The 23,928-nt window shown below is 63.9% G+C and carries 18 protein-coding genes and 1 pseudogene; 16 read left to right on the top strand and 3 right to left on the bottom strand.

The features are described from left to right. Positions 1 to 140 precede the first annotated feature (140 nt). The 3 genes and pseudogenes from HLH45_RS17150 (at position 141) to HLH45_RS17145 (ending at position 4,691) form a co-directional block, all read left to right on the top strand. Positions 141 to 2,516, top strand: a complete 2,376-nt coding sequence (locus HLH45_RS17150) for a glycoside hydrolase family 127 protein (RefSeq protein ID WP_008574382.1) — start codon at positions 141 to 143, stop codon at positions 2,514 to 2,516. A gap of 256 nt (positions 2,517 to 2,772) precedes the next feature. Continuing rightward, positions 2,773 to 3,070: pseudogene (locus tag HLH45_RS21865) on the top strand (integrase core domain-containing protein); the annotation flags it as partial. Between the two features lie 292 nt (positions 3,071 to 3,362). After that, on the top strand, positions 3,363 to 4,691 hold the full coding sequence (locus HLH45_RS17145) for a hypothetical protein (RefSeq protein ID WP_155767287.1): 1,329 nt from the start codon (positions 3,363 to 3,365) through the stop codon (positions 4,689 to 4,691). A 90-nt stretch (positions 4,692 to 4,781) separates the two neighbouring features. Here HLH45_RS17145 and htpG read toward each other — a convergent pair whose 3' ends face one another. Then, a complete protein-coding gene (gene htpG / locus HLH45_RS17140; RefSeq protein WP_008574384.1) occupies positions 4,782 to 6,686 on the bottom strand; it encodes a molecular chaperone HtpG in 1,905 nt (634 codons plus the stop codon). 174 nt (positions 6,687 to 6,860) lie between these two features. Here htpG and rsmD point away from each other — a divergent pair, with 174 nt between their 5' ends. The 7 genes from rsmD to HLH45_RS17105 all read left to right on the top strand — a co-directional run bounded on the left by rsmD (position 6,861) and on the right by HLH45_RS17105 (position 12,938). Then, the gene (gene rsmD / locus HLH45_RS17135; RefSeq protein WP_031423154.1) at positions 6,861 to 7,550 is read left to right on the top strand and encodes a 16S rRNA (guanine(966)-N(2))-methyltransferase RsmD; all 690 of its coding nucleotides are present in this window, start codon (positions 6,861 to 6,863) and stop codon (positions 7,548 to 7,550) included. Continuing rightward, the gene (gene coaD / locus HLH45_RS17130) at positions 7,547 to 8,053 is read left to right on the top strand and encodes a pantetheine-phosphate adenylyltransferase (protein ID WP_008574388.1); all 507 of its coding nucleotides are present in this window, start codon (positions 7,547 to 7,549) and stop codon (positions 8,051 to 8,053) included. Before rsmD ends, coaD begins: the two co-directional genes overlap by 4 nt. A 46-nt stretch (positions 8,054 to 8,099) precedes the next feature. Continuing rightward, positions 8,100 to 8,597, top strand: a complete 498-nt coding sequence (locus HLH45_RS17125; protein ID WP_005931897.1) for a hypothetical protein — start codon at positions 8,100 to 8,102, stop codon at positions 8,595 to 8,597. Positions 8,598 to 8,655: 58 nt separating this feature from the next. After that, positions 8,656 to 8,838 (top strand): hypothetical protein, encoded by a 183-nt coding sequence (locus HLH45_RS17120; RefSeq protein WP_033478847.1) that lies wholly within the window; start codon positions 8,656 to 8,658, stop codon positions 8,836 to 8,838. Beyond that, complete coding sequence (locus HLH45_RS17115; protein WP_033478838.1) at positions 8,829 to 9,113, top strand: YfhL family 4Fe-4S dicluster ferredoxin; 285 nt, start codon at positions 8,829 to 8,831, stop codon at positions 9,111 to 9,113. Before HLH45_RS17120 ends, HLH45_RS17115 begins: the two co-directional genes overlap by 10 nt. After that, positions 9,110 to 10,888 (top strand): gamma-glutamyltransferase, encoded by a 1,779-nt coding sequence (gene ggt / locus HLH45_RS17110; protein WP_033478840.1) that lies wholly within the window; start codon positions 9,110 to 9,112, stop codon positions 10,886 to 10,888. Before HLH45_RS17115 ends, ggt begins: the two co-directional genes overlap by 4 nt. Before the next feature lie 289 nt (positions 10,889 to 11,177). Further along, complete coding sequence (locus HLH45_RS17105; RefSeq protein WP_008574398.1) at positions 11,178 to 12,938, top strand: glycoside hydrolase family 9 protein; 1,761 nt, start codon at positions 11,178 to 11,180, stop codon at positions 12,936 to 12,938. Positions 12,939 to 13,313: 375 nt separating this feature from the next. On the opposite strand, the gene upp is transcribed toward HLH45_RS17105, so the two are convergent. Then, the gene (gene upp / locus HLH45_RS17100) at positions 13,314 to 13,946 is read right to left on the bottom strand and encodes a uracil phosphoribosyltransferase (protein WP_008574400.1); all 633 of its coding nucleotides are present in this window, start codon (positions 13,944 to 13,946) and stop codon (positions 13,314 to 13,316) included. A gap of 151 nt (positions 13,947 to 14,097) precedes the next feature. On the opposite strand from upp, the gene HLH45_RS17095 reads away from it, so the two are divergent. From HLH45_RS17095 to HLH45_RS17080, 4 genes are all read left to right on the top strand, one after another. Next, complete coding sequence (locus HLH45_RS17095) at positions 14,098 to 16,656, top strand: TonB-dependent receptor (RefSeq protein ID WP_033478843.1); 2,559 nt, start codon at positions 14,098 to 14,100, stop codon at positions 16,654 to 16,656. After that, entirely contained in the window at positions 16,653 to 17,774 is a 1,122-nt protein-coding gene (locus HLH45_RS17090; RefSeq protein WP_008574403.1) for a phytase, read from the top strand. The genes HLH45_RS17095 and HLH45_RS17090 overlap by 4 nt, the downstream gene beginning before the upstream one ends. After that, a complete protein-coding gene (locus HLH45_RS17085) occupies positions 17,771 to 19,150 on the top strand; it encodes a purple acid phosphatase family protein (protein WP_033478844.1) in 1,380 nt (459 codons plus the stop codon). Before HLH45_RS17090 ends, HLH45_RS17085 begins: the two co-directional genes overlap by 4 nt. Positions 19,151 to 19,519: 369 nt before the next feature. Beyond that, the gene (locus HLH45_RS17080; protein ID WP_008574407.1) at positions 19,520 to 20,227 is read left to right on the top strand and encodes a glycosyltransferase family 32 protein; all 708 of its coding nucleotides are present in this window, start codon (positions 19,520 to 19,522) and stop codon (positions 20,225 to 20,227) included. Between the two features lie 351 nt (positions 20,228 to 20,578). Here HLH45_RS17080 and HLH45_RS17075 read toward each other — a convergent pair whose 3' ends face one another. Further along, on the bottom strand, positions 20,579 to 22,075 hold the full coding sequence (locus HLH45_RS17075) for an aminotransferase class III-fold pyridoxal phosphate-dependent enzyme (protein ID WP_008574408.1): 1,497 nt from the start codon (positions 22,073 to 22,075) through the stop codon (positions 20,579 to 20,581). 122 nt (positions 22,076 to 22,197) lie between these two features. On the opposite strand from HLH45_RS17075, the gene HLH45_RS17070 reads away from it, so the two are divergent. After that, positions 22,198 to 22,629 carry an Lrp/AsnC family transcriptional regulator gene (locus HLH45_RS17070; protein ID WP_008574410.1) on the top strand — a complete coding sequence of 144 codons (432 nt, stop codon included), beginning with the start codon at positions 22,198 to 22,200 and terminating at the stop codon, positions 22,627 to 22,629. A 165-nt stretch (positions 22,630 to 22,794) separates the two neighbouring features. Next, positions 22,795 to 23,865 (top strand): tRNA preQ1(34) S-adenosylmethionine ribosyltransferase-isomerase QueA, encoded by a 1,071-nt coding sequence (queA, locus tag HLH45_RS17065; RefSeq protein ID WP_008574413.1) that lies wholly within the window; start codon positions 22,795 to 22,797, stop codon positions 23,863 to 23,865. The last annotated feature ends 63 nt before the right edge of the window (positions 23,866 to 23,928 follow it).

The raw sequence follows: 23,928 nt of genomic DNA, 5'->3' as shown, positions 1-23,928 counted from the left end.
GTTGTCTCGCTGCGCTGCGTGGCCGGGTGCGATCGGTTGTGCAAATGCCACGTCACCGCAAGCGTTGCCAGGGCAGTTGCGATCGCATTGTTGCGACCACGCGCGCGAGCATGCGCGCTCTCAGGAGCTAAGCTGATCCCATGACGGAAGCACACCTAGGCGAATCGACCTGCAACCACACGCCGTCGTTGTCGCGGCGGCGCTTTCTGGCCTGGAGCAGCCTGGCGGTAGCTGCCGGCTTCCTGAGGTTCCCGGCCCAGGCCAGCGCTGCACAACCGGGCAGCGTGCGCGCGGTGCCGCTTGCCCAGGTCAGGCTCACGCCATCGCTGTTCCTGGATGCGCTGCACACCAACCGGCGCTATCTGATGCGGCTGCAGCCGGACCGCTTGCTGCACAACTTCGTGCTGTATGCCGGCCTCGACCCGAAGGCGCCAGCGTATGGCGGTTGGGAGGCGGACACCATCGCCGGGCATACGCTCGGCCACTACCTCAGTGCGCTGGCGCTCATGCACGCGCAAACCGGCGATGCGCAGTGCCGCACACGCGCCGGGTATCTGGTCGGCGAACTGGCGCGCTGCCAGGCGCATGCCGGCGATGGCTACGTGGCCGGCTTCACGCGCAAGAACGCAGCCGGGCAGATCGAAAGCGGGCGCGCGGTCTTCGACGAGCTCAAACGCGGCAAGATCGACCCGGCGCCGTTCTATCTCAACGGCAGCTGGGCACCGCTGTACACGTGGCACAAATTGTTCGCCGGCCTGCTCGACGTGCATGCGCATTGCGATAATGCGCAAGCGCTGCAGGTGGCGGTGGGTCTGGCTGGATACCTGCAAGGCATCTTCTCCGCGCTTGACGAGGCGCAATTGCAAAAGGTGTTGTCGTGCGAATTCGGCGGCCTCAACGAATCGTTCGTCGAACTGCATGTGCGAACCAATGATGCGCAATGGTTGGCGCTGGCGCAGCGCCTGCATCACCACGCCGTGCTCGACCCGTTGGTCGCCCAGCGCGACGAGCTGGCCCACCAGCATTCCAATACCAATATCCCCAAACTGATCGGCCTGGCGCGCGAGTACGAAGTCACCGGCGATGCCGCATCCGGTGCCGCAGCGCGCTTCTTCTGGCACACCGTTACCGACCACCACACCTATGTGATCGGCGGCAATGGCGACCGCGAATATTTCCAGCAGCCGGACAGCATTTCGAAGTTCCTCACCGAGCAGACCTGCGAGCATTGCGCCAGCTACAACATGCTCAAGCTCACCCGCCACCTGTATCAATGGGGCCCGCAAGCGGAGTTGTTCGACTACTACGAGCGCACCTTGCTCAACCACGTGATGGCGCAGCAGCACCCACGCACCGGCATGTTCACGTATATGACGCCATTGCTGGCCGGCGAAGCGCGCGGCTGGTCGTCGCCGTTCGACGATTTCTGGTGCTGCGTTGGTAGCGGCATGGAAGCGCACGCGCAATTCGGCGATTCCATCTACTGGCAGGACGGGCAGGGCGTCTACGTCAATTTGTATGTGCCCTCCATGGTGCACGATGCTGCCGGCCTGGACATGACTTTGCACAGCGCCTTGCCAGAGCAGGGCAGCGCCTCGCTGCGCATCGATGCCGCGCCGGCCGAGCAACGCACCCTCGCACTGCGCGTGCCAGGTTGGGCGCAACAGCCGCGCCTGCAACTCAATGGTCAGCCTGTCGATACCGCCGCCAGCGATGGCTATCTGCGCATCACGCGCGTCTGGCAGCGCGGCGACACCCTGAGCCTGGCGTTCGACATGCCGCTGCGCCTGGAAGCGACCTCGGACGATCCCGCCTGGGTCTCGGTGCTGCGCGGGCCGCTGGTGCTTGCCGTGGATCTGGGCGATGCCGCCAAGCCCTGGTCGGGCAAGACCCCGGCATTGATCGGGGGGCAGGACATCCTGCAACGCCTGCAGCCGGTGCCGGGCAAGACAGCCTTCGTCTACAACGATGGCGTGCAGCAGTGGCAGTTGTCCCCGTTCTACGCCCAGTTCGACCGCCGCAGCGCGGTCTACCTGGAACACCGCGACGCCGCCGCATGGCAGCAACGCCAGACCGAACTGGCGGCAGTAGCGGCGGCGCAACACGCACTCGACACCCGCGCGCTCGATCGCATCGCGCTAGGCGATGAGGCCTCCGAAAAGGCACATGCACTGCAGGGGGGAAATTCCAACCCGCTCAGCTACCGCCGCCGGCCCGGCCGCGACGTGCGGACTGGCGGCTTCATGGCCTTCACCCTGCGCAATACCGCCCAGGCCCGCATCCTGCGCCTGCGCTACTGGGGTGACGAAACCCGCCGTCGCTTCCGCCTCCTCGCCGACGGCGAACTCATCGCCAACGAACGCCTTGACGGCAACCGCGGCCTGGAGTTCGTCGATGTGGACTACGCATTGCCAGCAACGATCGCCGGTCGCGACACCCTGCAGATTCGCATCGAACCGGAGAAAGGCTACTCGGCCGGGCCTGCGTTTGGGTGTTGGGTGCTGGAGTCGGCGTGAGCTTGTAGCCAACGCATGTCGAAGGGATGGGAACCCACCTTAACTTTGAAGGGAGCATGGCACGGAGAGCAAAGAGACCACGCCCGCAGCCACTCGCAAGAACTCAGACATGCAACATCAACCACTCTCCGCTCAGGAGAGGGGGTGGGTTAAGGGTACGGCGGTGAAGCCGCAGCCTATTTTCACTGGCACAAACCCCTCGCGTCACCGAATTGAATCCCGCAGTAGCGTTGAAGTGAAGAGGTGTTCGACCGAAGAACTGGTTCGCACGGACGACGGAAAGGAGTTATGAGGCGAGGCTATGGGCGCATGCGCGTAGTGTGCAGCGAAGTCTGATCCAACCTAGCAAGCCGAACCAGAACTCTTACGTCTATCCTTCAACGGCAGGCCGCACGACGAATGCCTCAACGAGCATCGGTTCCCGCGCGCCGAGATCGATTGTCGGCGACGCGACTACAACGAGCGCCAACTTAATAAAACGATCGGGGGCCACAACACCAGCTGCTTGTGCCCAACGATTGACCAACAGCGATATCAGCAACCCAAGCACCTAAGCTCGACCACTATTCAGAGAGGCTGGGCGTCACAATCTGTGGGTGGTACGCCGGTAATTGTTGCCGACCAAGAAATAAAAAAAACTGATGGGCGACATCAAAATCCGCGAGGAAATCTGAAAATTAGTTCGTTTGCAGTCAAGTTGCGCGTCAGCGACGTACCTCAGGTTGGGATTGAGGCATCCGGTGCATTGTTCCGGCCTTCCATGGGCAAGCGATCACATCCGTGGGCGTGCTTGTTGCTGTTAACGCGCGGTCGAACTAGGATCATCATTCGAATGGGGAGAAAAAAATGACGGAAACCGTAGCTGTCAGCGATAACGAAGGCGTTTCTGTGATGGCAGCGAAGCTATGCAATTCGCTACGCGAGTTTGCAGAAGAATTGGGTGCACGCCATCCTAGTGGCACCCAGTCCTTTTATGCTGGTTTCAACTACAATGGCTCCGTCATACAGCCGGTTGACTTAAAGATCAGCGCGACTGCACTTGCAGAGCGTTATGAATCTTATAACTGGACGGCCTGTGGGCACGAGCATGCGGCAGAGTGGTTTAACGATCTGGCGGTCAAGGTTGATTTAGCAAAGACTGTTCTTCCAAATCTTTTTAGTTCTGCGCATGTTGCTGAAGGAATTCAGGCTCTACTGACAACTATAAAAATTCATGTTGATTCTCTGGTCGAATTATCAGTCGTAGATGAGATGCTTAAATTACCCCAAAAAATTCAGCGAGACGCATCGCGTGCAGCGGATCGTCTGTCAAATGCTTCTGGTAAAATTGAGGGTATTGAGACGGTTTTGGCTAAGATTGCAGCCGCTAAAGAGCTTGCTGAAAATCTCGGGGCTACCCAAGAAGATCTGGAAGCTGCTCTGAAGGAGGTGGAATCTGCCAAGACTAGCTCGCTCCGGCATGAGCAGGCGGCTAAGGCTGCTGCGGAACATGCAGATGCAGCGTCGGTCGAGCTGAAGGGGCATCTTGCAGAGGCTGAGAAAACGATGGCGCGTGTCGCAGCAGCTTACCGTGCGTCGACTTCTGAAGGGCTTGCGAAGGCCTTTTCAAGCAAGGCTGAAAATCTAAATAAATCGATATATTTGTGGATGGTCGCATTGCTGGTTGGGCTTGTTGGTGCTATATGTATTGGTGCGACAAGATTTCCATCGATATTGGCCGCTTCGGTTAATCAATCGGGTCAGTCTATAAATATAAGTGCGGTGTTAGTGCAGGTTATTTTAGCGGCCTTATCGCTAGGGGCGCCAGTTTGGCTAGCTTGGGTGGCAACCACTCAGATCGGACAGCGTTTCAGGTTGGCTGAAGATTACGCCTACAAAGCTGCGCTTGCCGCAGCGTATGAGGGCTATCGGAGCGAAGCTGCCCGATTGGATCCTTTAATGGAAGGACAGCTTTTTTCTATAGCTTTGACTAGACTCGATGAGCTTCCGTTGCGTTTAGTTGACAATCATGTTGCTGGTAGTCCTCTTCATGAGCTTATAAAGTCTGTTGAATTTTCTGCGGCAATGGACGCTGTGCCTGGTCTACGCAGACGGCTTGATTCCATTTTTAGGCGCGAGGCCAAGACCTCAGGTGGGACGTCTGTCGAATCTACGGCGTCATCCCTCCCTGATTAGTAGCTGTGTTGAGGATTCGTGATTTGATTCCCTTATATAAAAACCGGCGTTGGGCCGGTTTTTATATTTATTCCTTGGAATTGAGAAGTCCTAAGCCGACAACTCCAACAACAACTTATTCAACCGCCGCACATACCCAGCCGGATCCTTCAGGCTATCGCCTGCAGCCAATGCGGCTTGGTCGAACAACACGCGGCTCAGGTCGCCGAAGCGATCCATATCCTGTTCCGCGTCGAGTTTCTCGATCAGCGGGTGGGTGGGATTGAACTCGAACACCGGCTTGCTTTCCGGCACCGCCTGGCCGCTGGCTTCTAGCAGCTGACGCATCTGCAGGCCCAGGTCGCCCTGGCCGATGGCCAAGATCGCCGGGGAATCGGTCAGGCGATGCGAGACGCGTACTTCGGCCACATCGTCGCCGAGGGCGGCCTTGATGCGCGATGCCAGGCCTTCCTTGGATTTTGCGAGGTCTTCCTGCGCCTTCTTGTCTTCTTCCGAATCCAGCTTGCCCAGGTCCAGGTCGCCGCGCGCCACGTCCACGAACGACTTGCCGTCGAATTCGGTGAGATAGCTCATCAGCCATTCGTCGATGCGGTCGGTGAGCAGCAGCACTTCGATGCCCTTCTTGCGGAACACCTCCAAATGCGGGCTGTCCTTGATTTGCGCGTAGCTTTCGCCGGTGAGGTAGTACAGCTTGTCCTGGCCTTCAGCCAAACGACTCACGTAATCGGCCAGGCCAACGCTTTGTGCGCCGGTGGTGTCGTGCGTGGACGAGAAGCGCAGCAGGCCGGCGATCTTTTCGCGGTTTGCGTAATCCTCGGCCGGACCTTCCTTCAATGCCTGGCCGAAGTTGCGCCAGAACGTGGCGTAGTCGTCCGGCTTGTCCTTGGCCAGCTTTTCCAGCATGTCCAGCGAGCGCTTGGTCAGCGCCGACTTCATCGAATCGACCACCGGGCCGGATTGCAGGATTTCGCGCGAGACATTGAGCGAGAGGTCCGACGAATCCACCACGCCCTTGATGAAACGCAGGTACAGCGGCAGGAACTGCTCGGCCTGGTCCATGATGAAAACGCGCTGCACATACAGCTTCAGGCCCTTGGCCGAGTCGCGGTGGTACAGGTCGAACGGGGCACGGCCGGGCACGAACAGCAGCGAGGTGTATTCCAGCTTGCCTTCGACCTTGTTATGGCTCCAGGCCAGCGGGTTGCCCGCGTCGTGGGCGATGTGCTTGTAGAACTCCTGATACTCCTCGTCCTTGATCTCGGACTTGGGGCGCGTCCACAGCGCGCTGGCGCGGTTGACCGCTTCCCATTCGGGCTCTGCCGGCGTGTCGGCGGCTTCGCCGTAATGCTCCTTGCGCATCTCGATCGGCAGGCCGATGTGGTCGGAGTATTTCTTGAGGATGCCGCGCAGCGTCCAGCCATCGGCGAACGATTCTTCGCCTTCCTTCAGGTGCAGCACGATGCGGGTGCCGCGCTCGGGCTTGTCGACGCTGGCGATCTCGAATTCGCCTTCGCCACGCGAGGACCAGTGCACGCCTTCGCTGGCCGGCAGGCCGGCGCGGCGCGAATACACGTCCACCTGGTCGGCGACGATGAAGGCGCTATAGAAGCCCACGCCGAACTGGCCGATCAGGTTGGCATCCTTCTTCTGGTCGCCGCTGAGGTGCTTGAGGAAATCGGCAGTGCCGGACTTGGCGATCGTGCCCAAGTGCGAGACCGCCTCCTCGCGGCTCATGCCGATGCCGTTGTCGTCGATGGTCACAGTGCGCGCGTCCTTGTCGTAATCGACGCGGATGCGCAGCTCGCCGCTGCCTTCCAGCAGCTCGGGCTTGACCAAGGCTTCGAAGCGCAGCTTGTCGGCGGCATCGGCGGCATTGGAGACCAGCTCGCGCAGGAAGATTTCCTTGTTCGAGTACAACGAATGGATCATCAGCTGCAGCAGCTGCTTGACCTCGGTCTGGAAGCCGAGCGTCTGCTTGTCGGTTTCAACGGTCATTGGGGTCGTGCTCCGTGGTGGTCCAGGCCGCAACGCGGCCGATGGCCTGGGGGATGCGGCCTTCTGCCGATTTTTCAAGGCGGGCCTGCGCGAATGTGCCGCCCGCGGCGGCTGGCGCGGGGCAGGGCGGCTGCGGCGATGGCGGCGGTATCATGGCCGGCCATTCGTCCTGCCTTGAGCCATGTCGCCAACTGCGCTGCTGCCGTGCTGCACCCGCCCGCCCTCGCCAGGTGCGGGGCGATGAGCCGCCTGCAGCGCCCGGCCTCGCGTGGCGCGGAAGGCCAGGTGCGTATTGTTGGCGGGCGCTGGCGCAATACGCGGCTGGCGGTGCCCAGCTTGCCCGGCCTGCGCCCCAGCAGCGACCGCGTGCGCGAAACGCTGTTCAACTGGCTGATGCCGCGCCTGCCCGGCGCGCGCGTGCTGGATCTGTTCGCCGGCTCCGGCGCGCTGGGCCTGGAGGCGGTGTCGCGCGGCGCTGCGCATGCCACCCTGATCGAACGCGACCCCGGTCTGGTGCAGCGGCTGCGCGAGCACGTGACCCGGCTGGATGCCGCCACGCAGGTGCAGGTGCTGCAGGAAGATGCGGTGCGCTGGCTGGAGCGTGCGCCCGCAGCGCTGGCTGATATCGTCTTCGTCGACCCGCCATTCGCGGCCGGGCTGTGGCCGGCAGTGCTGGAGCACCTGCCGGCGCATGTGGCGGCCGACGCCTGGCTGTACCTGGAAGCGCCCGCCGATGCGCCGCCGCTGCTGCCGGCCGGCTGGCATCTGCACCGCGAGGGCGCCACCCGTGAGGTGCGCTATGCGCTGTACCGCCGGGCCGCTGCTACACTGAAGAGCGATCCGACCCCGGTAGTCTCCGTATGAGCGTTGCCAACAGCCGCACCGCCGTCTATCCCGGTACCTTCGACCCGATCACCAACGGGCATATCGACCTGGTGAATCGCGCCGCGCCGTTGTTCGAGCGCGTGGTGGTGGGTGTGGCGTATAGCCCCTCCAAGGGCCCGGCATTGTCGCTGGAGCGCCGCGTGGCGCTGGCCCAGGAAGCGCTGGCGGCGCATACCAATGTGGAAGTGCGCGGCTTCGATACCCTGCTGGCGCATTTCGTGCGCGAGATGGGTGCCGGCGTGCTGCTGCGCGGCCTGCGGGCAGTGTCCGACTTCGAATACGAATTCCAGATGGCCAGCATGAACCGCCATCTGATCCCGGAGGTGGAAACGCTGTTTCTTACCCCGGCCGAGCAATACAGCTTCATCTCGTCCTCGCTGGTGCGCGAAATCGCGCGGCTGGGCGGGGATGTGTCCGGCTTCGTGCCGGCATCGGTTGTCGAGGCCTTGCGGCAGGTGCGCCAGTCCCGCGCGCAGGCCTGATCATCTGCAGTTACATCACCACATGCATTTCAAAGGGAGGAGTTTCATGAAACACACCATGCGCGCTCTGGCGCTCGCTTCGATCGCCGCTCTGGCGGTCACCGCCTGCAAGAAAGAAGAGCCGGCACCGACCGCTGCCGCCGCACCGGCCCCGTTGACCGCACCGGCCAAGGACGACAACGCCGGCTGGAAGAAGTACCTGCAGGAAGTGGTCGGCCAGAACCTGGGCACCACCACCAACAGCCCGTTCCTGTACTACTTGCCGCCAGAGTCGGACGCCGAATTTGCCGGCAGCTACGAGCGTCAGCTGGAAAGCGTCAAGACCGCGCTCGCGCGTGGCGTGCAGCCGGGCAACATGCTGGCCTTCGGTTCGTCGGCGTCCAGCAAGATGGCCGACCTGATCGATGCGGCGTTCAAGGACGTGGCACCGGACTCGATGAAGGGTGTGCGCGTGCTGTTCATCGGCAATGCTGCCGACAACGCGCGCGTGCAGACCATCGTCCAGCCCAAGGGCGCGGAATACATCTTCGTTGAAGCCAAGTAATGCCGTAGCAGGCCGGATGCGCGGGAGGGCGCATCCGGCCGCAGCCTGGGAATGCACCATGCTGCCGAGTTCGCACTCCATCGGAGCCGGCCGCACCAGGCCGGTGTCCGACAGCGCCCAGGGCGCTATCTACCTGCCGCTGCGCGCCATGGGCGCCCGGCTGCAGCAGCACATTGCGTTCCAGCGCCTGCGGTTGCAGCGCGTCGCGTCGCGTCGCATCGTAGTGCCGATATGTCTCTGAAAATCAACGAGCTCTGCGTCAACTGCGACGTCTGCGAGCCTGCGTGCCCGAATCACGCCATCTCGATGGGCGAAACCATCTACGTCATCGATCCGGCACGTTGCACCGAGTGCGTGGGCCATTTCGACGAAGCGCAGTGCGTGGTGGTGTGCCCGGTCGAATGCATCGATCCGGATCCGGCCATTCCGGAAACCCATGACCAGTTGCTGGCCAAGCTGATGCAATTGCAGCGCGATCACCCCGAACTGTACGATCAGGAGCCCCCCGCCCCGTGAGCACTTTTTCCCGACGTTTTTCTTCGCGCGGCGTGTTGCTGCTGGCCTTTGTGCTGGCGCCAGCGGCCTGGTGCGCCGATGCCGCCAAGCCGGCGACGGCCACCACCGCAGCGGTTGCCGCGCATCCGCCCGGCGCGGCGATCGCCAGCGGCCATGCGCTGGCCACCGATGCCGGCCTGCAGATCCTGCGCGAAGGCGGGAATGCGTTCGATGCCGCGGTGGCGGTGTCGTCCACGCTGGCGGTGGTCGAGCCGATCAGCTCAGGGCTGGGCGGCGGCGGTTTCTTCCTGTTGCACGATGCCAAGACCGGCAAGGACGTGATGCTGGACGCGCGCGAAACCGCGCCCGCGTCGGCCACCGAAGCGCAGTTTCTCGACAAGAAAGGCGAGCTGGACCGCGACCGCTCGGTCAATGGCCCGTGGTCGGCGGGCATCCCGGGCTTGCCCGCAGCGCTGGTGGAGCTGGCTGCCAAACACGGCCGGCTGCCGCTGAAGCAGTCGCTGGCACCCTCGATCCGCATCGCGACGGAGGGTTTTCCTGTCTACGCGCGCATGGCCAAGGGCTATGCCTCGCGGCGCGAGGTGATGGAGCGTTACCCCGGTACACGCGAGGTGTATCTGCGCGGCGGCAAACCCATTGCCGAAGGCGACACCTTCAAGCAGCCGGAACTGGCGCAGACGCTGCAGCTGCTCGGCGACAAGGGCTTCGACGGGTTCTACAAGGGCGAGACCGCCAAGAAGTTGCTGGCCGGCGTGAAGCAGGCCGGCGGCCAGTGGAGCGCGGCCGAGCTGGCCGGGTACCGGGTCAAGGAGCGCGCGCCGATCCAGTTCGACTACCGCGGCTGGAAGATCACCACTGCGCCGCCGCCGTCGTCTGGTGGTATTGCGCTGGCGGCGATGCTGCAGATCCTGGAAGGCTGGGACTTGAACACGCTCGATGACGTGCATCGCACCCATCTGGTGGTGGAGTCGATGCGCCGCGCCTACCGCGATCGCACCTTCTTCCTGGGCGACCCGGACTTTGTGGACGTGCCGCAGCGCGTGCTGACCAGCAAGGACTACGCGCAAGGCCTGCGTGCCACCATCAACCCGGACAAGGCCACGCCCAGCGATCTGCTGTCGGGCAACCCCACGCCGCTGGAAGACGACGAGACCACGCACTTTTCCATCATCGATGGCGAAGGCAACCGCGTCGGCGCCACCCAGACGGTGAACCTGCTGTACGGCTCGGGCCTGATTCCCAAGGGCACCGGCGTGCTGCTCAACAACGAGATGGACGACTTCGCGCTCAAGCCGGGCACTCCGAATGCGTTCGGCGTGATGGGCTACGCCGCCAACGCGCCCAAGCCGGGCAAGCGCATGCTCAGTTCGATGACGCCCACCTTCATGGAATCGGCCGACAAGGCGATCGTGCTCGGCACCCCGGGCGGCAGCCGCATCATCACCATGGTGCTGCTGGGGATCCTGGGCTACGACGCCGGCCTGGATGCGCAGGCGGTCAGTGCGCTGCCGCGCTATCACCACCAGTGGTTGCCGGACGTGATCGACGCCGAGACCGACGCGTTTTCGGCGCAGACCGCCAAGGGCCTGCAAGCGATGGGGCATGCATTGAAAATGCCTGGCGACACCGCCGAAGGCGGCCGTGGCTCCAGCCATGTGTGGGGCAACCTGCAAACGGTGGAGTGGGACAAGCGCCGCAACGTGCTCAGCGGCGGCAGCGACCCGCGCAACCCGGTGGGCAAGGCGCAAGTGCAGTTGGACGCGACGGCACGCTGAGGCGTGAATCCGATTGCGTCGACGCCCGGTAGCCGGCAAGGCGGCCGGGCGTTGTTCGTTGTTTCAATCAAGCGCCATCGATGCAATGCGACCGTGGTTGCCTGGGCTGGCGCGTTTGCTGCCCGCCCAGCATGCGCTTGATTGCTGGCATGCGGTGATGATGAGCGCGGCATGGCTGCGTGCGGGGCAATCCGCGCAAGGGGCGCATTGCTGCAGCGATGCGGATTGACGCATCGGCTATGCCGGCATTGGACTTGTCGCTGCAAGATAATGCGGCGACCATCGTGGCATGACTATCTTCAAGACTCTGCTCACCAGCCTGATGATCGTTTCGCCCGTGCTCACCTGCGCTGCAGAGACAACCGGCAGGCAGGAGGCCGTGGCGGCCAGCGACGCCATCCACGTCAACCAGCTGGGCTATCTGCCGGGCTCGGCAAAAATGGCGATCGTCGGGCTGCCGCCGCAGGGCACCGCGAACCGTTCGGACCGCTTCACCGTCGAAGATGCACAGGGACGCAGCGTGTTGCAGGGAACCCTGCAGCCGGCCGCGATGTGGTCGCCGGCCGGTCAGCAGGCGCGGGTGGCGGATTTTTCCGGGCTGCGTGCGGTCGGAACCTATCGGTTGAAAGTCGACGGGCTGCCGGCATCGGAGACCTTCGCCATCAACGCGCATGCCTATCAGCCCCTGGTCGATGCAGCGTTGAAGGCGTTCTACTTCAACCGTGCCAGCACCGCGCTGCCGGCACGCTACGCCGGGCGCTATGCGCGCGCGGCCGGGCACCCGGATACGCAGGTGCGCATCCATCCGTCCGCAGCGTCTGCAACGCGTCCGACCGATAGCGTGATCAGCGCGCCCAAGGGCTGGTACGACGCGGGCGACTACAACAAGTACATCGTCAATTCCGGCATCAGCACCTACACCTTGCTGGCGGCCTACGAGCAGTATCCGGCGTTCTTCAGGTCCAAGCCGCTGACCATTCCCGACGATGCGCCCGGCGTGCCCGGCATCCTGCAGGAGGCCTGGTGGAATCTGGACTGGATGCTCGCCATGCAGGACCCGGCCGATGGCGGCGTGTACCACAAGCTCACCGACAAGCAGTTCGATGGCTTGGTGATGCCGGATCAGGCCACGCAGCAACGCTACGTGGTGATGAAGACCACTGCCGCGACCTTGGACTTCGCTGCGGTGATGGCCGTCGCCAGTCGCGTATATGCGCCATTTGAAAAGCAGTATCCGGGGCTGTCGGCGCGCATGTTGAAAGCCTCGCGGGCTGCGTGGGCGTGGGCGAAGCAGCATCCGGACGTGATCTACCAACAGCCCAGCGACGTACGCACCGGCGGTTACGACGATGCACACCTGGATGACGAATTCGCCTGGGCGGCGGCCGAGTTGTACATCGCCACCGGCGAGGATGGGTTCTACGACGCGATGATCGCGCGCAACGTGCCGGCCACTGTGCCCTCATGGGGCAATGTCGGTGGGCTGGCCTGGATGTCGTTGGCCGCGCATCGCGACCGACTCACGCCGCATGCCGATCGCGCGCGGATCGCACGGGAGATCACCGGGCTGGCACAGCGGTTGGCCGACACCTGGCAGTCATCGGCATGGCGGCTGGCGATGAACGACAGCGATTTCGTGTGGGGCAGCAATGCAGGGGTGCTCAACCGCGCGATGATGCTGCTGCAGGGCTACCGGCTGACGCAGCAGCGGCAATTTCTGGATGCGGCGCAATCGCAGCTGGACTACATCCTGGGCCGCAATCCGCTGGGGCTGTCGTTCGTGACCGGGATAGGCAAACGCACCCCGATGCATATCCATCACCGACCCTCAGAGGCCGATGGGATCGAAGCGCCGGTGCCGGGTTGGCTGGTCGGCGGCCCGCAGCCGGGGCAGCAGGATGCCAAGGAGTGCAAGGTGCCGTACCCCTCCAAACGGCCGGCGTTGTCGTACCTGGACAACTTCTGCAGCTACTCCACCAACGAGGTGGCGATCAACTGGAATGCGCCGCTGGTGTATGTGAGCGCGGCGATCGAGGCGTCGACGCGCTAAAGCGTCGCTATCAAGCCGATGCCGCGGCTGTTCCTTTTCCCGTCGGGAGAAGGTGGCGCGCAGCGCCGGATGAGGGTACGGCGTCGGCAGGAATACTGATACACCGTACACTCATCCAACCCCTCTCCCGCAGGAGAGGGGCTTAAGCTGCTGCAATTCATGCTGCCTGCGTACCAAAGGTTCGGTCACCAGCAGCTCTGAATGACGCTTTTGGCCATGCCAGCAACATGATCGAGGTCGGACGCGCTGCGGCATTTCCTTCTGCCTTCGGGAGAAGCTGGCGCGTAGCGCTGGATGAGGGTAGGCGGCAGCAAGAACACTGGCATGCCGTACCCTCACCCCAACCCCTCTCCCGGGCGGGAGAGGGGCTTAAACTCATTCCAGCCGCGTTCCAAAAATCCGGTCGCCTGCATCGCCCAGGCCGGGCAGGATGTAGCCCTTGTCGTTGAGGTGTTCGTCGATGGCCGCGGTATAGACCTCGACATCCGGGTGCACCGCTTCGAGCGCCTTCAGGCCTTCCGGCGCGGCGACCAGAAAGATGCCTTTGATGCGCCGTGCGCCGGCGCGCTTGAGCATGTCGATGGTGGCGATCAGGGTGCCGCCGGTGGCCAGCATCGGGTCCAGGATCAGGGCGTCGCGTTCTTCCAGGCGGCCAGTGAGGCGTTCGAAATAGGGCACCGGTTGCAGGGTTTCTTCATCGCGCTGCAGACCGACCACACTCACGCGTGCGGCAGGAATCAGTGCCAGTACGCCGGGCAGCATGCCCAGACCGGCGCGCAGGATCGGTACCAAGGTGATCTTTGCGCCGGCAATGCGCTGCACCGTCACCGGGCCGGCCCAGCCCGGCTGGGTGTGCGATTCGGTATCCAGATTGGCGGTGGCCTCGTAAGCCAGCAGCGTGCCCAGTTCGGTGACCAGTTCGCGGAAGCCCTTGGTGCTCAACGCGGCATCGCGCAGCAGGCCGATCTTGTGCTGGACGAGGGGGTGGCGGACTTCGACGATTTTCATGGGCAGCGGCAGGCGGGAGAGGGGCACAGTGTGCCGCAGCCGCGCGGTGTGTCGCCACACTTCGGGTGTGATCGCTGATGCATATGTCATGTCAGTGAAACGTCGTAGACATAGTGTGCCCACCCATTCTTAACCGATTGGGGAAGCACCCGTGTTGAACAAGACTCCGCTCTGCCTGGCGATCACGCTGACGTTGGCTGCGGCCACGTGGAGTCCGCTGGCGCACGCGGCCCAGGGTGCGGCCACGGGCGGCGCTGCCAGCGCTGCGGCAATCGACCTGGAGCGGCTGGAGGTGCGCCCGCAGCTGGAAGCGCAGGAGCGCGCAGTCGATCTCAAACGCGCCTCCGATGCCATCCAGGACGCCGTCGCCTCCGATGCGATGGGACGTTACCCGGACAAGAATGTTGCAGAATCCTTGCAGCGCCTGCCCGGCGTCAGCGTGACGCGCGACCAGGGCGAAGGCCGCTTTGTGGTCATCCGCGGACTGGATTCGTCGCTCAACAGCGTCACTATCGACGGCATGACCATGGGCACGCCGGAAGACGGCACGCGTTCGGCACCGCTGGACGTGATTCCTTCCGATTCCACCGAGCGCCTGAAGGTGGTCAAGTCGCCGACCCCGGACATGCCGGGCGATTCCATCGGCGGCGCGATCCAGGTGGAATCCACCTCCGCCTTCGATCGCGACGGACGCACCTTGCGCGGCTCCATCGAAGCCAGCCACCAGTCGCTGTCGGGCAAGACCAGCCCGAAGGGCGCCTTCAACTACAGCGACATCTTCAATGGCACCTTCGGGGTGGCCGTGGGCGTGAACTATCAGGACCGCGAGTTCGAATCGGACAATACCGAAGTGGCCTACGACACCTTTGACGGTGGCGCGGACGACGATCTGTTCGCCGGCGAAGTGCAACGCCGCAAATACTTCATCGAACGCACCCGCATGGGCGCGAACCTCAATCTGGACTGGCGCCCGGACGCGGATAACCGCTACTACCTGCGCACGCTCTACAGCCGTTTCGACGATGCCGAAACGCGTCAGCGCACCATCTTCGGGTTGAGCGATGGCGAGGTCAGTGCCAATGGCGACGGCACCTATCGCGTGGACGACCTGCCAGCCGACAGCATTTCCAAGCGCGTGCGCTACCGCACCAAGAAGGAAGACACCATGGCGTTGAGCGTGGGTGGCGAAAACCGCCTGAGCGCCGCCACCGTGGATTACAAGCTGGGCTACACCAAGACCCGCGAGCGCGTGAACGATGAAAAGGAGGCGCGCTTCAATTACGACGGCGACGATCTGGCGGCCACGGTGGATCAGCGCAGTGGCATTCCGAAGCTGGGCTTCTCCGACAACGGCTGGCAGAGCAACGATGATTTCGTGTTCGATCGCTTCGTGATTGCGCCCACGCAGGTGGACGACAGCGAGCGCAGCGCACAGATCAATGTGCGCTTTGACGGCGAGCATTCCAGCCTGAAGATGGGCGTGCTCGGCCGCTGGCGCGAGCGCGGGGTGAACGTGGACGAAAACGAGCTGCGTCGTGGGCCGGCCATCGACCTGAGCGACTGGACCACTGCCGCGCCCGAGCACCGTGGCGGCACCTTGGGCCAGAGCATCGGCTCGGACGGCATGCGCCGCTACTGGAACACCTCCGGCGATCTGTACAGTGCACGTCCGCAGGATGTGGGCGGCAATCTGCAGACCTCGCTGCAGGACGATTACACGGCCACCGAAGATGTCTTCGCGACCTATGCGATGGGCACCTGGGACATCGGCGCACTGCGCATGATCGCCGGCGTGCGCGTGGAAAATACCCAGTTCGATGCCACCGGCAACCAGGTGGACGTGGCAGCCAATGGCCGCACCGCCACGGTGACGCCACGCGAGGCTTCCAGCAGCTACACCAACGTGCTGCCCGGCCTGCATCTGCGTTACGACAGTGGCAACGATTGGGTGCTGCGCTTTGCGGCCAACAAGACCTTGTCGCGCCCGGCATTCGGCGATGTGTCGCCACGCGTGAGCATCAACCGTGGCGATAACGAGGTGAGTCTGGGCAACCCCGATCTCGATCCGTACCGTTCGCAGAACCTGGACCTGTCGTTCGAAAAATACCTCGGCAGTACCGGCGTGATCTCGCTGGGCGTGTTCCACAAGTCGATCGACGACTACATCGTGCAGACCATCAACACCAACGATGCGGAATTTCCGGGTCTGCAGGTCACACGCTCGATCAATGGCGACACCGCAAAGGTGCGCGGTGCGGAATTCAATTGGCAGCAGACCCTGGACTTCCTGCCCGAGGGCTGGAATGGTTTTCTGGTTGGTGCCAGCGCCACGGTGCTGGACAGCGATTTCAATCCGGGTCTGGAAAATCGTGCCGGCGACGACTTCACCCTGCCGCGTTCGTCCAAGCGCATCTACAGCGGCCACCTGGGCTACGAAAAATACGGGTTCAGTGCGCGCGTGGCGGCGGTGTATCGCAGCCAATATCTGGACACCATCGGGCAGAGCCGTGCGTACGATATCTACGTTGCCCCACACACGCAGCTGGATTTCAGCATGAACTATCAATTCAACAGCCACGTCAGCCTGTATCTGGAAGCGCAGAACCTGTTGGACGAGCCGTTGGAGCTGTATCAGGGCATCCGCTCGCGCACCCTGCAAAATGAAGAGTACGGCCGCACCTACGCGCTTGGCCTGAAGGTGGCGCTGTGATCGCACCACGCACCTTCGTGCAGATCACGCTGCTGTCCGCTGCCGCCGCATTGGTCGGTTGCGCCAGTGCCCCGGCCGGCCGCGAAGCCGACGAAGCGCTGCTGAAGGATCCCTTGCTCAGCAAGGCCAAGGTAGCGCACGAAGTGGTGCCGGAAGCCTTCATTACCGCGCTGACGCCAGCGGACAACCTGGATTCGCCGGCCAGCTGGATGGCGCCGGATGGTCGCCGTTGGGTGATCGCCACGGCCAAGGGCACGCATGCGCTGGTGGTGTTCGACGGCGACAGCGGCAAGCGGCTGCGCGTGGTCGGCGGCAAGGGCAAGGCCCTGGGCAAGCTCGACCGCCCCAACGGCATTTCGGTGGTCGATGACCTGGTGTTCGTGGTGGAGCGCGACAACCGGCGCGTGCAGGTCTTCTCCTTGCCCGATCTGACGCCGGTGACGGCGTTTGGCCAGAACCAATTGCGCGAGCCCTACGGCCTGTGGGTGCGCAAGCACGAGGGCGGCTACGAGGTGGTGGTCAGCGACAACTACATGTCGCCGGCCAACAAGGATCTGCCGCCGCCGCTGGCCGAGCTTGGCCAGCGCTTTCGGCGTTATCAGCTCGATGCTGCAGGGCAGGGCTGGCAGGCACGACTGACGCAGAGTTTTGGCGACACCAGCGAAGCGGGCGCGGTACGGATTGCCGAATCGGTGTTCGGCGATGAAGCCAATGCGCGGCTGATGATTGCCGAAGAAGACGTGGCCGTGGGCACGCAGTTGCGCGACTACGGCATGGACGGGCGGTATCGCGGCCGCAACGTCGGCGCCGGGCTGTTCAAGGCGCAGGCCGAGGGCATCAGCTTGTTCGCATGCAGCGACGGGAGCGGCTACTGGATCGCCACCGATCAGTTCAAGGACCGCAGCGTGTTCCAGGTCTTCGATCGCAAGACGCTGGCGCATGTCGGCGCCTTTGCCGGCCGTGTGACCGCCAACACCGATGGCGTGTGGCTGGATCAACGCAGCGATACGCGCTTTCCGGGTGGCGTGTTCTATGCGTTGCATGACGACCAGGCAGTGGCCGCGTTCGATTGGCGCGATATCGCGCGGACATTGCGCCTGAAAGAGTGCACACCATGATGGCCGCGCGCAGATCGGTCTCTGCGTTGCTTGCGGCGATCGCAACCATAAGCGTTCCCGCCTCGGCTGCCGACCATGCTGCCGAACCCAATACGCAGGTGCCGGCGGGTTCGACGCATTATGTTGCCGATGGCTTCCCGGACCGCATCGTCGCCACGCCGGCGCAGGACGCGGCCACAGGGTTTGCGGTGGCCTGGCGCACCGATGCCAGTGTCGACAGACCGTGGCTGGAACTGGTGGTCGCCGGCGATTCGCCGGATGTAGGCACGCCACGACGCATTCGGGCGAGCACGCTGACGCTTGCCAGCGAAAACGGCAGTTCGCATCACCATCGCGCCGATGTCGACGGGCTGCAGCCGGACACGATGTATGCGTACCGCGTGCAGGGGCAGGGGACCTGGGGCGCGTGGAATCACTTCCGCACGGCTGCCACAGCCACCACGCCGCTGACCTTGCTGTATTTCGGCGATACCCAGAACAAGAATCTCAGTCTGGTCTCGCGGGTGATCCGTCAGGCCTGGCGCTCGGCGCCGGACGCGCGGCTGGCCTTGTTCGCCGGCGACCTGGTCAGCGGCAAGGACGGCCAGGACGACAACGAATGGGCCGAGTGGTTCGAGGCCGGGCGCTGGCTGCTGGAAGGCACTGCAGTGGCGCCGGCGCCGGGCAATCACGAATATCACGAAGAGGGCGAAGACACGCCGCAGGCAACCCGCGTGCTCGGCAGTCATTGGCCGGTGACCTTTGCGTTGCCGCGCAACGGGCCTTCGGCCACTGCGCGCACCAGCTACTGGTTCGACTACCAGGGCGTGCGCGTTGCCGTGCTCGACGGCACCTCGGCGCTGGACCTGGGGACCGGCCCCGCGCAGGCGCAGTGGCTGGACAAGGTGCTGGCCGACAACCCGCATCCCTGGTCGATCGTGCTGATCCACCAGCCATTCTTTTCGCCGCGTGCCGATCGCGAAAACGAAAAGTTGGTCGCACAGGTGCTGCCGGTGATCCGACGCCGCAAGGTGGATCTGGTGTTGCAGGGCCACGACCACACCTACGGCCGACGCGGCGATGCGGCCGGGCAGGCGACGCCGGTCTTCGTGGTCTCGGTCGCCGGGCCCAAGCAGTACCGCCTGTCGGACATGGCGCGCACCACCATGCGCCCGGTGGGCGAAGACACCCAGCTCTATCAGGTGCTGCGTCTGGACGGCCAGCATCTGGTGTACGAATCGCGCACGGCCACCGGCCGTCTCTACGACGCGTTCGAACTGCAACGCGACAGCGACGGCAGCAAACGCTTGATCGAACGCGAGGCGGGACGCATCGCGCCACGCAATTGCCCGCGCAGTGCAACGCTCAAAGGGCGTGCGGATCGATGCTGGGAATGAGCGAGGGCAGGCAACAGCCTGCCCGGCAATACCGTGCTACTGGTGGCTGGGCAGCAGTGCGCAGACGATCTGCAAGCTGCACGTGGTTGCGTGTCCGCTGCCAGCTTCTTCGAGGTGCCCGACCGCCGCCTTGAATATGACAGGGCAGCACGCGGTTTAATCCGGATTTCGACTGTATTTATGCGTTGTTTCAAAACTTCGCATTTGCATAGATTGTTTCTATGAGCTTGCAGTTGATCATCATGTACTGCGATTTATGTCACGTCGATAGTGCGACTACGGTTGGTACGGCCGGGCCAGCGACCAGGTAGCCGAATCGATGCGGCACTGCGGTGGCGGCTCGGTTCCCCCACCGCCCGAGTCGCCCCCATGATTCCCCAATTGATTCACCTGACCGCACCCACCAAGCAGCTGCTGTGGGAAGAGCGCAGGATCTGCGATCGCCTGCAGCGCCTGTTGCCTGGATGGACCTGTTACGTCTGGGACGATGCCGATAACGCAGAACTGATGCGGCGTGCGTTTCCCGAGTTTGCCCAGCGCTACGAGCAGATCCGCTTCGGCGTGATGAAAGCCGACATCGCCCGGTGCGCGTACATGCACGCACATGGCGGCTTCTACTTCGACACCGACTACAAACTACTACGACCGCTCGATGCGCAGGTGCTGTCGCAGCATTGCGTGTTGCCCGTCGAGGAAGGTGCGCCGGGCCAGGAAGACTTCAAGATCGGCAATGCCGTGTTTGGCTCCGAGCCCGGGCATCCGTTCTGGCGCGCGTTCATCGAGCACATCTTTACCGCGCATGCCCCGGAAACGCTGCAGGATCACCGCGAGATCCCGATGATTTCGGGCCCGCGTGGGCTGACGCGCTTCTACAACGCGCATGGTGGGCAGTTCGCCGACATCCTGTTCCCGCCACGCGACGCCTTCCATCCGGACCGCACCTGGTTCGGGCTTGGCCATCGTGGCGGCAAAATCGCGGTCGGCTCGCACCTGTGCTGGGCATCGTGGCGCGGCAAGTCGCCGCGGCGTGCGCTCACCAACTACCTGCGCCGCAAGTTGAATGCGGTGCCGATCTGAGTGGCAGCGTGCACGGTGATACGGCAATCGACCTGGGGCAGGGCCGCTCAGGTCGAATCTGGGTGAGGTCATCGCCCTGCATGCTGCAGGCGATTTATGCAAGCGCAAGCTTGCATGTTCTCGTGGCTTCGCATCGTGTGTTGCAGGTATTGCGCAAATTCAGACCAGGCAACGCAGTCGGGACAATGGCTGATGACCCAGCCTGGATCGGCTGGACGCAACCGAAGACTTGCGCCACTGTCGCCGGCGCTGATCGCGGTTCCAGGGCGCCGCGCAGAGAGCTGGTGGAAGACCTGTCAGCCATCTGCCGCACGCCGACGACATGCGCGCCGGCGTGCCGCGTGGAGCAAATCAGGCCGCTGCGGCCTGCACCTGACGCGGGCCTTCCTTGAGCGCACGTGCGATCAGGCCGACCAGCAGATCGAGTTCGTCTTCATCCATCGCAAAGTGCGGGGTGAAACGCAGCGAATTCTCGCCGCCGTGGATCACGTTGACGCCGCGGTGGCGCAACCACTCCTCGGTGGAACCGGCGCCGTAGCACTTGAATTGCGGTGCCAGTTCGCAGGAGAACAACAGGCCGGTGCCTTGCACCTTGGTGATCAAGCCGCCGAGTTCGGCCTGCAGCGCCTCCAGCTTGGCAATCGCCTGCGCACCGCGGATGCGGATGTTGTCCCGCACCTGCGGGGTGAACAACGCCAGGGTGGCGCAGGCCACATCGAGCGCGCGCGGGTTGGTGGTCATGGTGTTGCCGTAGGTGCCCTTGCGATACACCTGCGCGGCGTGCTCGGTCACCGCCAGTACCGACAGCGGGTACTGCGCCGCATTGAGCGCCTTGGAATAGGTTTCCAGGTCCGGCGGGTCGAGCTGCTCGAATCCCGGGTAGTCCACCACCGACAGCACGCCATGCGCGCGCAGCCCGGCCTGGATGGAATCGACCAGCAACAGGCTGCCATGGGTACGGGTCAGCGCGCGCGCCGCGGCGTAGAACTCGGCCGGCAACGCACGCCCCGGGTCGCCTTCGCCCATCACCGGCTCCAGGAACACCGCCTCGATAAACCAGTGATTGCGCGCGGCCTCATCGAAGGCGCGTTGCAACGCGGCCACGTCGTACGGGGCGATTGCGATGACCGAATCCTCGTCGCGATAGCTGGCCAAATACTTGGTGTAGGTCTTGCGGCTGGAATCCGAGTACAGGCCCGGGCGATCGGTGCGGCCATGGAAGCTGCCCTTGACCACCAGGCGCTTGATGGTGGCACCGGCGTGCCGCGCGCCGGGGTCGGTGTGCAGCTTGGCGTTGGTATCGACGATGCGGGCGGCCAGGCCCACCGCTTCGGAGCCGGAATTGAGACACATGAAGCGTGCAAACGGGCAGCCGCCGCGGCTGTGGCCGATCTCGGCACGCAGGGCGCGATCGAGCCGGCGCTGCGCCAGGCTGGGCGTCATCACGTTCGCCATCACCTGCGGGCGCGCCATGGCCTCGAGCACCGCGGACGGCGTATGGCCGAAGCCGAGCATGCCGTAGCCGCCGGCGTCGTAGAGCACTGCGCCCTTGAGCGTGACCACCCATGGCCCGCGTGCGGCCAGTGCCACGTAAGGCGTCACTGCGTCGTCGGCATAGAAATTGATGAAACCTTCCTGCACCGCGCCGATCTGGGCCTCTTCGTCCAGGTCCAGCAGGTCGGCGGCGTCATCGCGCACCAGCGCGTACTCGGCTGCTGCCGCATGGATGGCCTGCTGCAGGTCAGGGTGGCTGACGGCCAGGCGCGCGATGGTCGCGTCGTCCAGGCCTTCGGTCAGGCGGCGGCCGGCATGGGCACGCAGCGGGGCGAGCGGGGCAAGGACGGACATGGCGCATCTCCTTCAAAGGTGGCGTTCCCTTCCTATTATCGGCAGAAGATCGGCGTTTGGCAGCGTGAATCTGGGCAGGAAGTGCGGTATTTTCGTCGATTCGCCGAAACGAATGCGCAATAGTGAAGATCACCCCCTCCGACGAACGCCTGTTGTCGCTGCTGCGCGAGGACGCGCGCGCGTCCACCGCCCAGATCGCGCGGCGACTTGGGCTCTCGCGCACCACCGTGCAGAGCCGCATCGAAAAGCTCGAGCGCGACGGCGTGATCAGCGGCTACACCGTGCGCACGCATGACGACTACGAACAGGGCCGCATCCGTGCGCACATCCTGATCACCGTGTTGCCCAAGAAGATGCCGGCCGTGGTGAAGGCGCTGCGCGATATCCCGGAAGTGCGCCTGCTGCATTCGGTCAGCGGTGCCTACGACCTGGTCGCCCTGGGCGTGGTCGGCGGCGTCAACGAGATGGACGTGCTCACCGACGCCATCGGCGCCATCGACGGCGTGGAGCGCACGACCAGCGCGATCATCCTGTCGACCAAGTTCGAGCGGTGAATGAGCCGGGATTGGGCATTCGGGATTGGGGATTCGTAAAAGCGGGCCAGCTTGCGTCGTACAGCGTTCGGTCCCTGGACCCTGCTCTTACGAATCCCCAATCCCCAATCCCCAATCCCCGCCGCAGTTACACTATGCGGCTACTCCGCCAACGATCCTGCGGCCTTGAAGAAGTCCGATTTCCATTACGAGCTGCCCGAAGAACTGATCGCCCAGGCGCCGCTGGCCGAACGTGCCGCCAGCCGCCTGCTGGTGGTGCCGCCGGCGCCAGCGGCCTTCGGCGACCGCCAGGTGCGCGATCTGCCCGAGCTGCTGCAGCCCGGCGATCTGCTGATCTTCAACGACACCCGGGTCATTCCGGCGCGCTTGTTCGGGCAGAAGGCCAGCGGCGGGCGAGTGGAGATCCTGATCGAGCGCCTGCTTGGCGAGCGCGAGGCGCGCGTACAGATCGGCGCCAGCAAGTCGCCCAAGGCCGGCAGCGTGATCGCGCTCGATGCCGGCGGCCAGGCCGAGGTGCTGGGCCGCGATGGCGAGTTCTATCTGCTGCGTTTCCAGATCCCGACCCCGCTGGAGCACTGGCTGCTGGAGGCTGGCCGCCTGCCGCTGCCGCCGTATATCCGCCGCGAGCCGGGTGTCGAAGACCGCGAGCGCTATCAGACCGTGTTCGCGCGCGAAGTCGGCGCGGTCGCCGCGCCCACCGCCGGGCTGCACTTCGACGAGCCGCTGCTGGCGCGCCTGCGCGAGCGCGGGGTGGAGTTCGGCCACGTCACCTTGCATGTGGGCGCCGGCACCTTCCAGCCGGTGCGGGTGGACAAGCTCGACCAGCACGTCATGCACACCGAATGGCTGAATGTCGGTGCCGCATTGGTGGAACAGGTGCGGCGCACCCGCGCCCGCGGCGGCCGCGTCATCGCGGTGGGCACGACAGTGGTGCGCTCGCTGGAAAGCGCCTGGCGCAAGACCGAGGCCGCGCCCGAAGGCGAATTGCAGCCATTCGCTGGCGAAACCCAGATCTTCATCCTGCCCGGCTACCGCATCCGCAGCGTCGACGCGATGGTCACCAACTTCCATCTGCCCGAAAGCACCTTGATGATGATGGTCTGCGCCTTCGCCGGCCGCGAGCGCATCTTCGCCGCCTACCACCACGCCATCGCGCAGCGCTATCGCTTCTTTTCGTACGGCGATGCGATGTTGTTATGGGGCGGGGAATCGGGAGTCGGGAATCGGGAATCGTAAGGCGGGACCCGCCGAACGATCAGCCACCTGCCAACCGCTCTTCCCATTCCCGATTCCCGACTC

Source organism: Xanthomonas euvesicatoria, assembly GCF_013112235.1.
GTDB classification, from domain to species: domain Bacteria; phylum Pseudomonadota; class Gammaproteobacteria; order Xanthomonadales; family Xanthomonadaceae; genus Xanthomonas; species Xanthomonas euvesicatoria.
This window is presented reverse-complemented; position numbering and strand designations above follow the sequence as displayed.

Excerpts from the sequence above, each read along its gene's own strand:
- HLH45_RS17150 (WP_008574382.1), top strand. The coding sequence starts at position 141 with ATGACGGAAGCACACCTAGGCGAATCGACCTGCAACCACACGCCGTCG.
- upp (WP_008574400.1), bottom strand. The coding sequence starts at position 13,946 with ATGAAAATCGTCGAAGTCCGCCACCCCCTCGTCCAGCACAAGATCGGC.
- HLH45_RS17085 (WP_033478844.1), top strand. The coding sequence starts at position 17,771 with ATGATGGCCGCGCGCAGATCGGTCTCTGCGTTGCTTGCGGCGATCGCA.
- coaD (WP_008574388.1), top strand. The coding sequence starts at position 7,547 with ATGAGCGTTGCCAACAGCCGCACCGCCGTCTATCCCGGTACCTTCGAC.
- htpG (WP_008574384.1), bottom strand. The coding sequence starts at position 6,686 with ATGACCGTTGAAACCGACAAGCAGACGCTCGGCTTCCAGACCGAGGTC.
- HLH45_RS17080 (WP_008574407.1), top strand. The coding sequence starts at position 19,520 with ATGATTCCCCAATTGATTCACCTGACCGCACCCACCAAGCAGCTGCTG.
- HLH45_RS17125 (WP_005931897.1), top strand. The coding sequence starts at position 8,100 with ATGAAACACACCATGCGCGCTCTGGCGCTCGCTTCGATCGCCGCTCTG.
- HLH45_RS17105 (WP_008574398.1), top strand. The coding sequence starts at position 11,178 with ATGACTATCTTCAAGACTCTGCTCACCAGCCTGATGATCGTTTCGCCC.
- HLH45_RS17120 (WP_033478847.1), top strand. The coding sequence starts at position 8,656 with ATGCTGCCGAGTTCGCACTCCATCGGAGCCGGCCGCACCAGGCCGGTG.
- HLH45_RS17075 (WP_008574408.1), bottom strand. The coding sequence starts at position 22,075 with ATGTCCGTCCTTGCCCCGCTCGCCCCGCTGCGTGCCCATGCCGGCCGC.
- HLH45_RS17115 (WP_033478838.1), top strand. The coding sequence starts at position 8,829 with ATGTCTCTGAAAATCAACGAGCTCTGCGTCAACTGCGACGTCTGCGAG.
- HLH45_RS17145 (WP_155767287.1), top strand. The coding sequence starts at position 3,363 with ATGACGGAAACCGTAGCTGTCAGCGATAACGAAGGCGTTTCTGTGATG.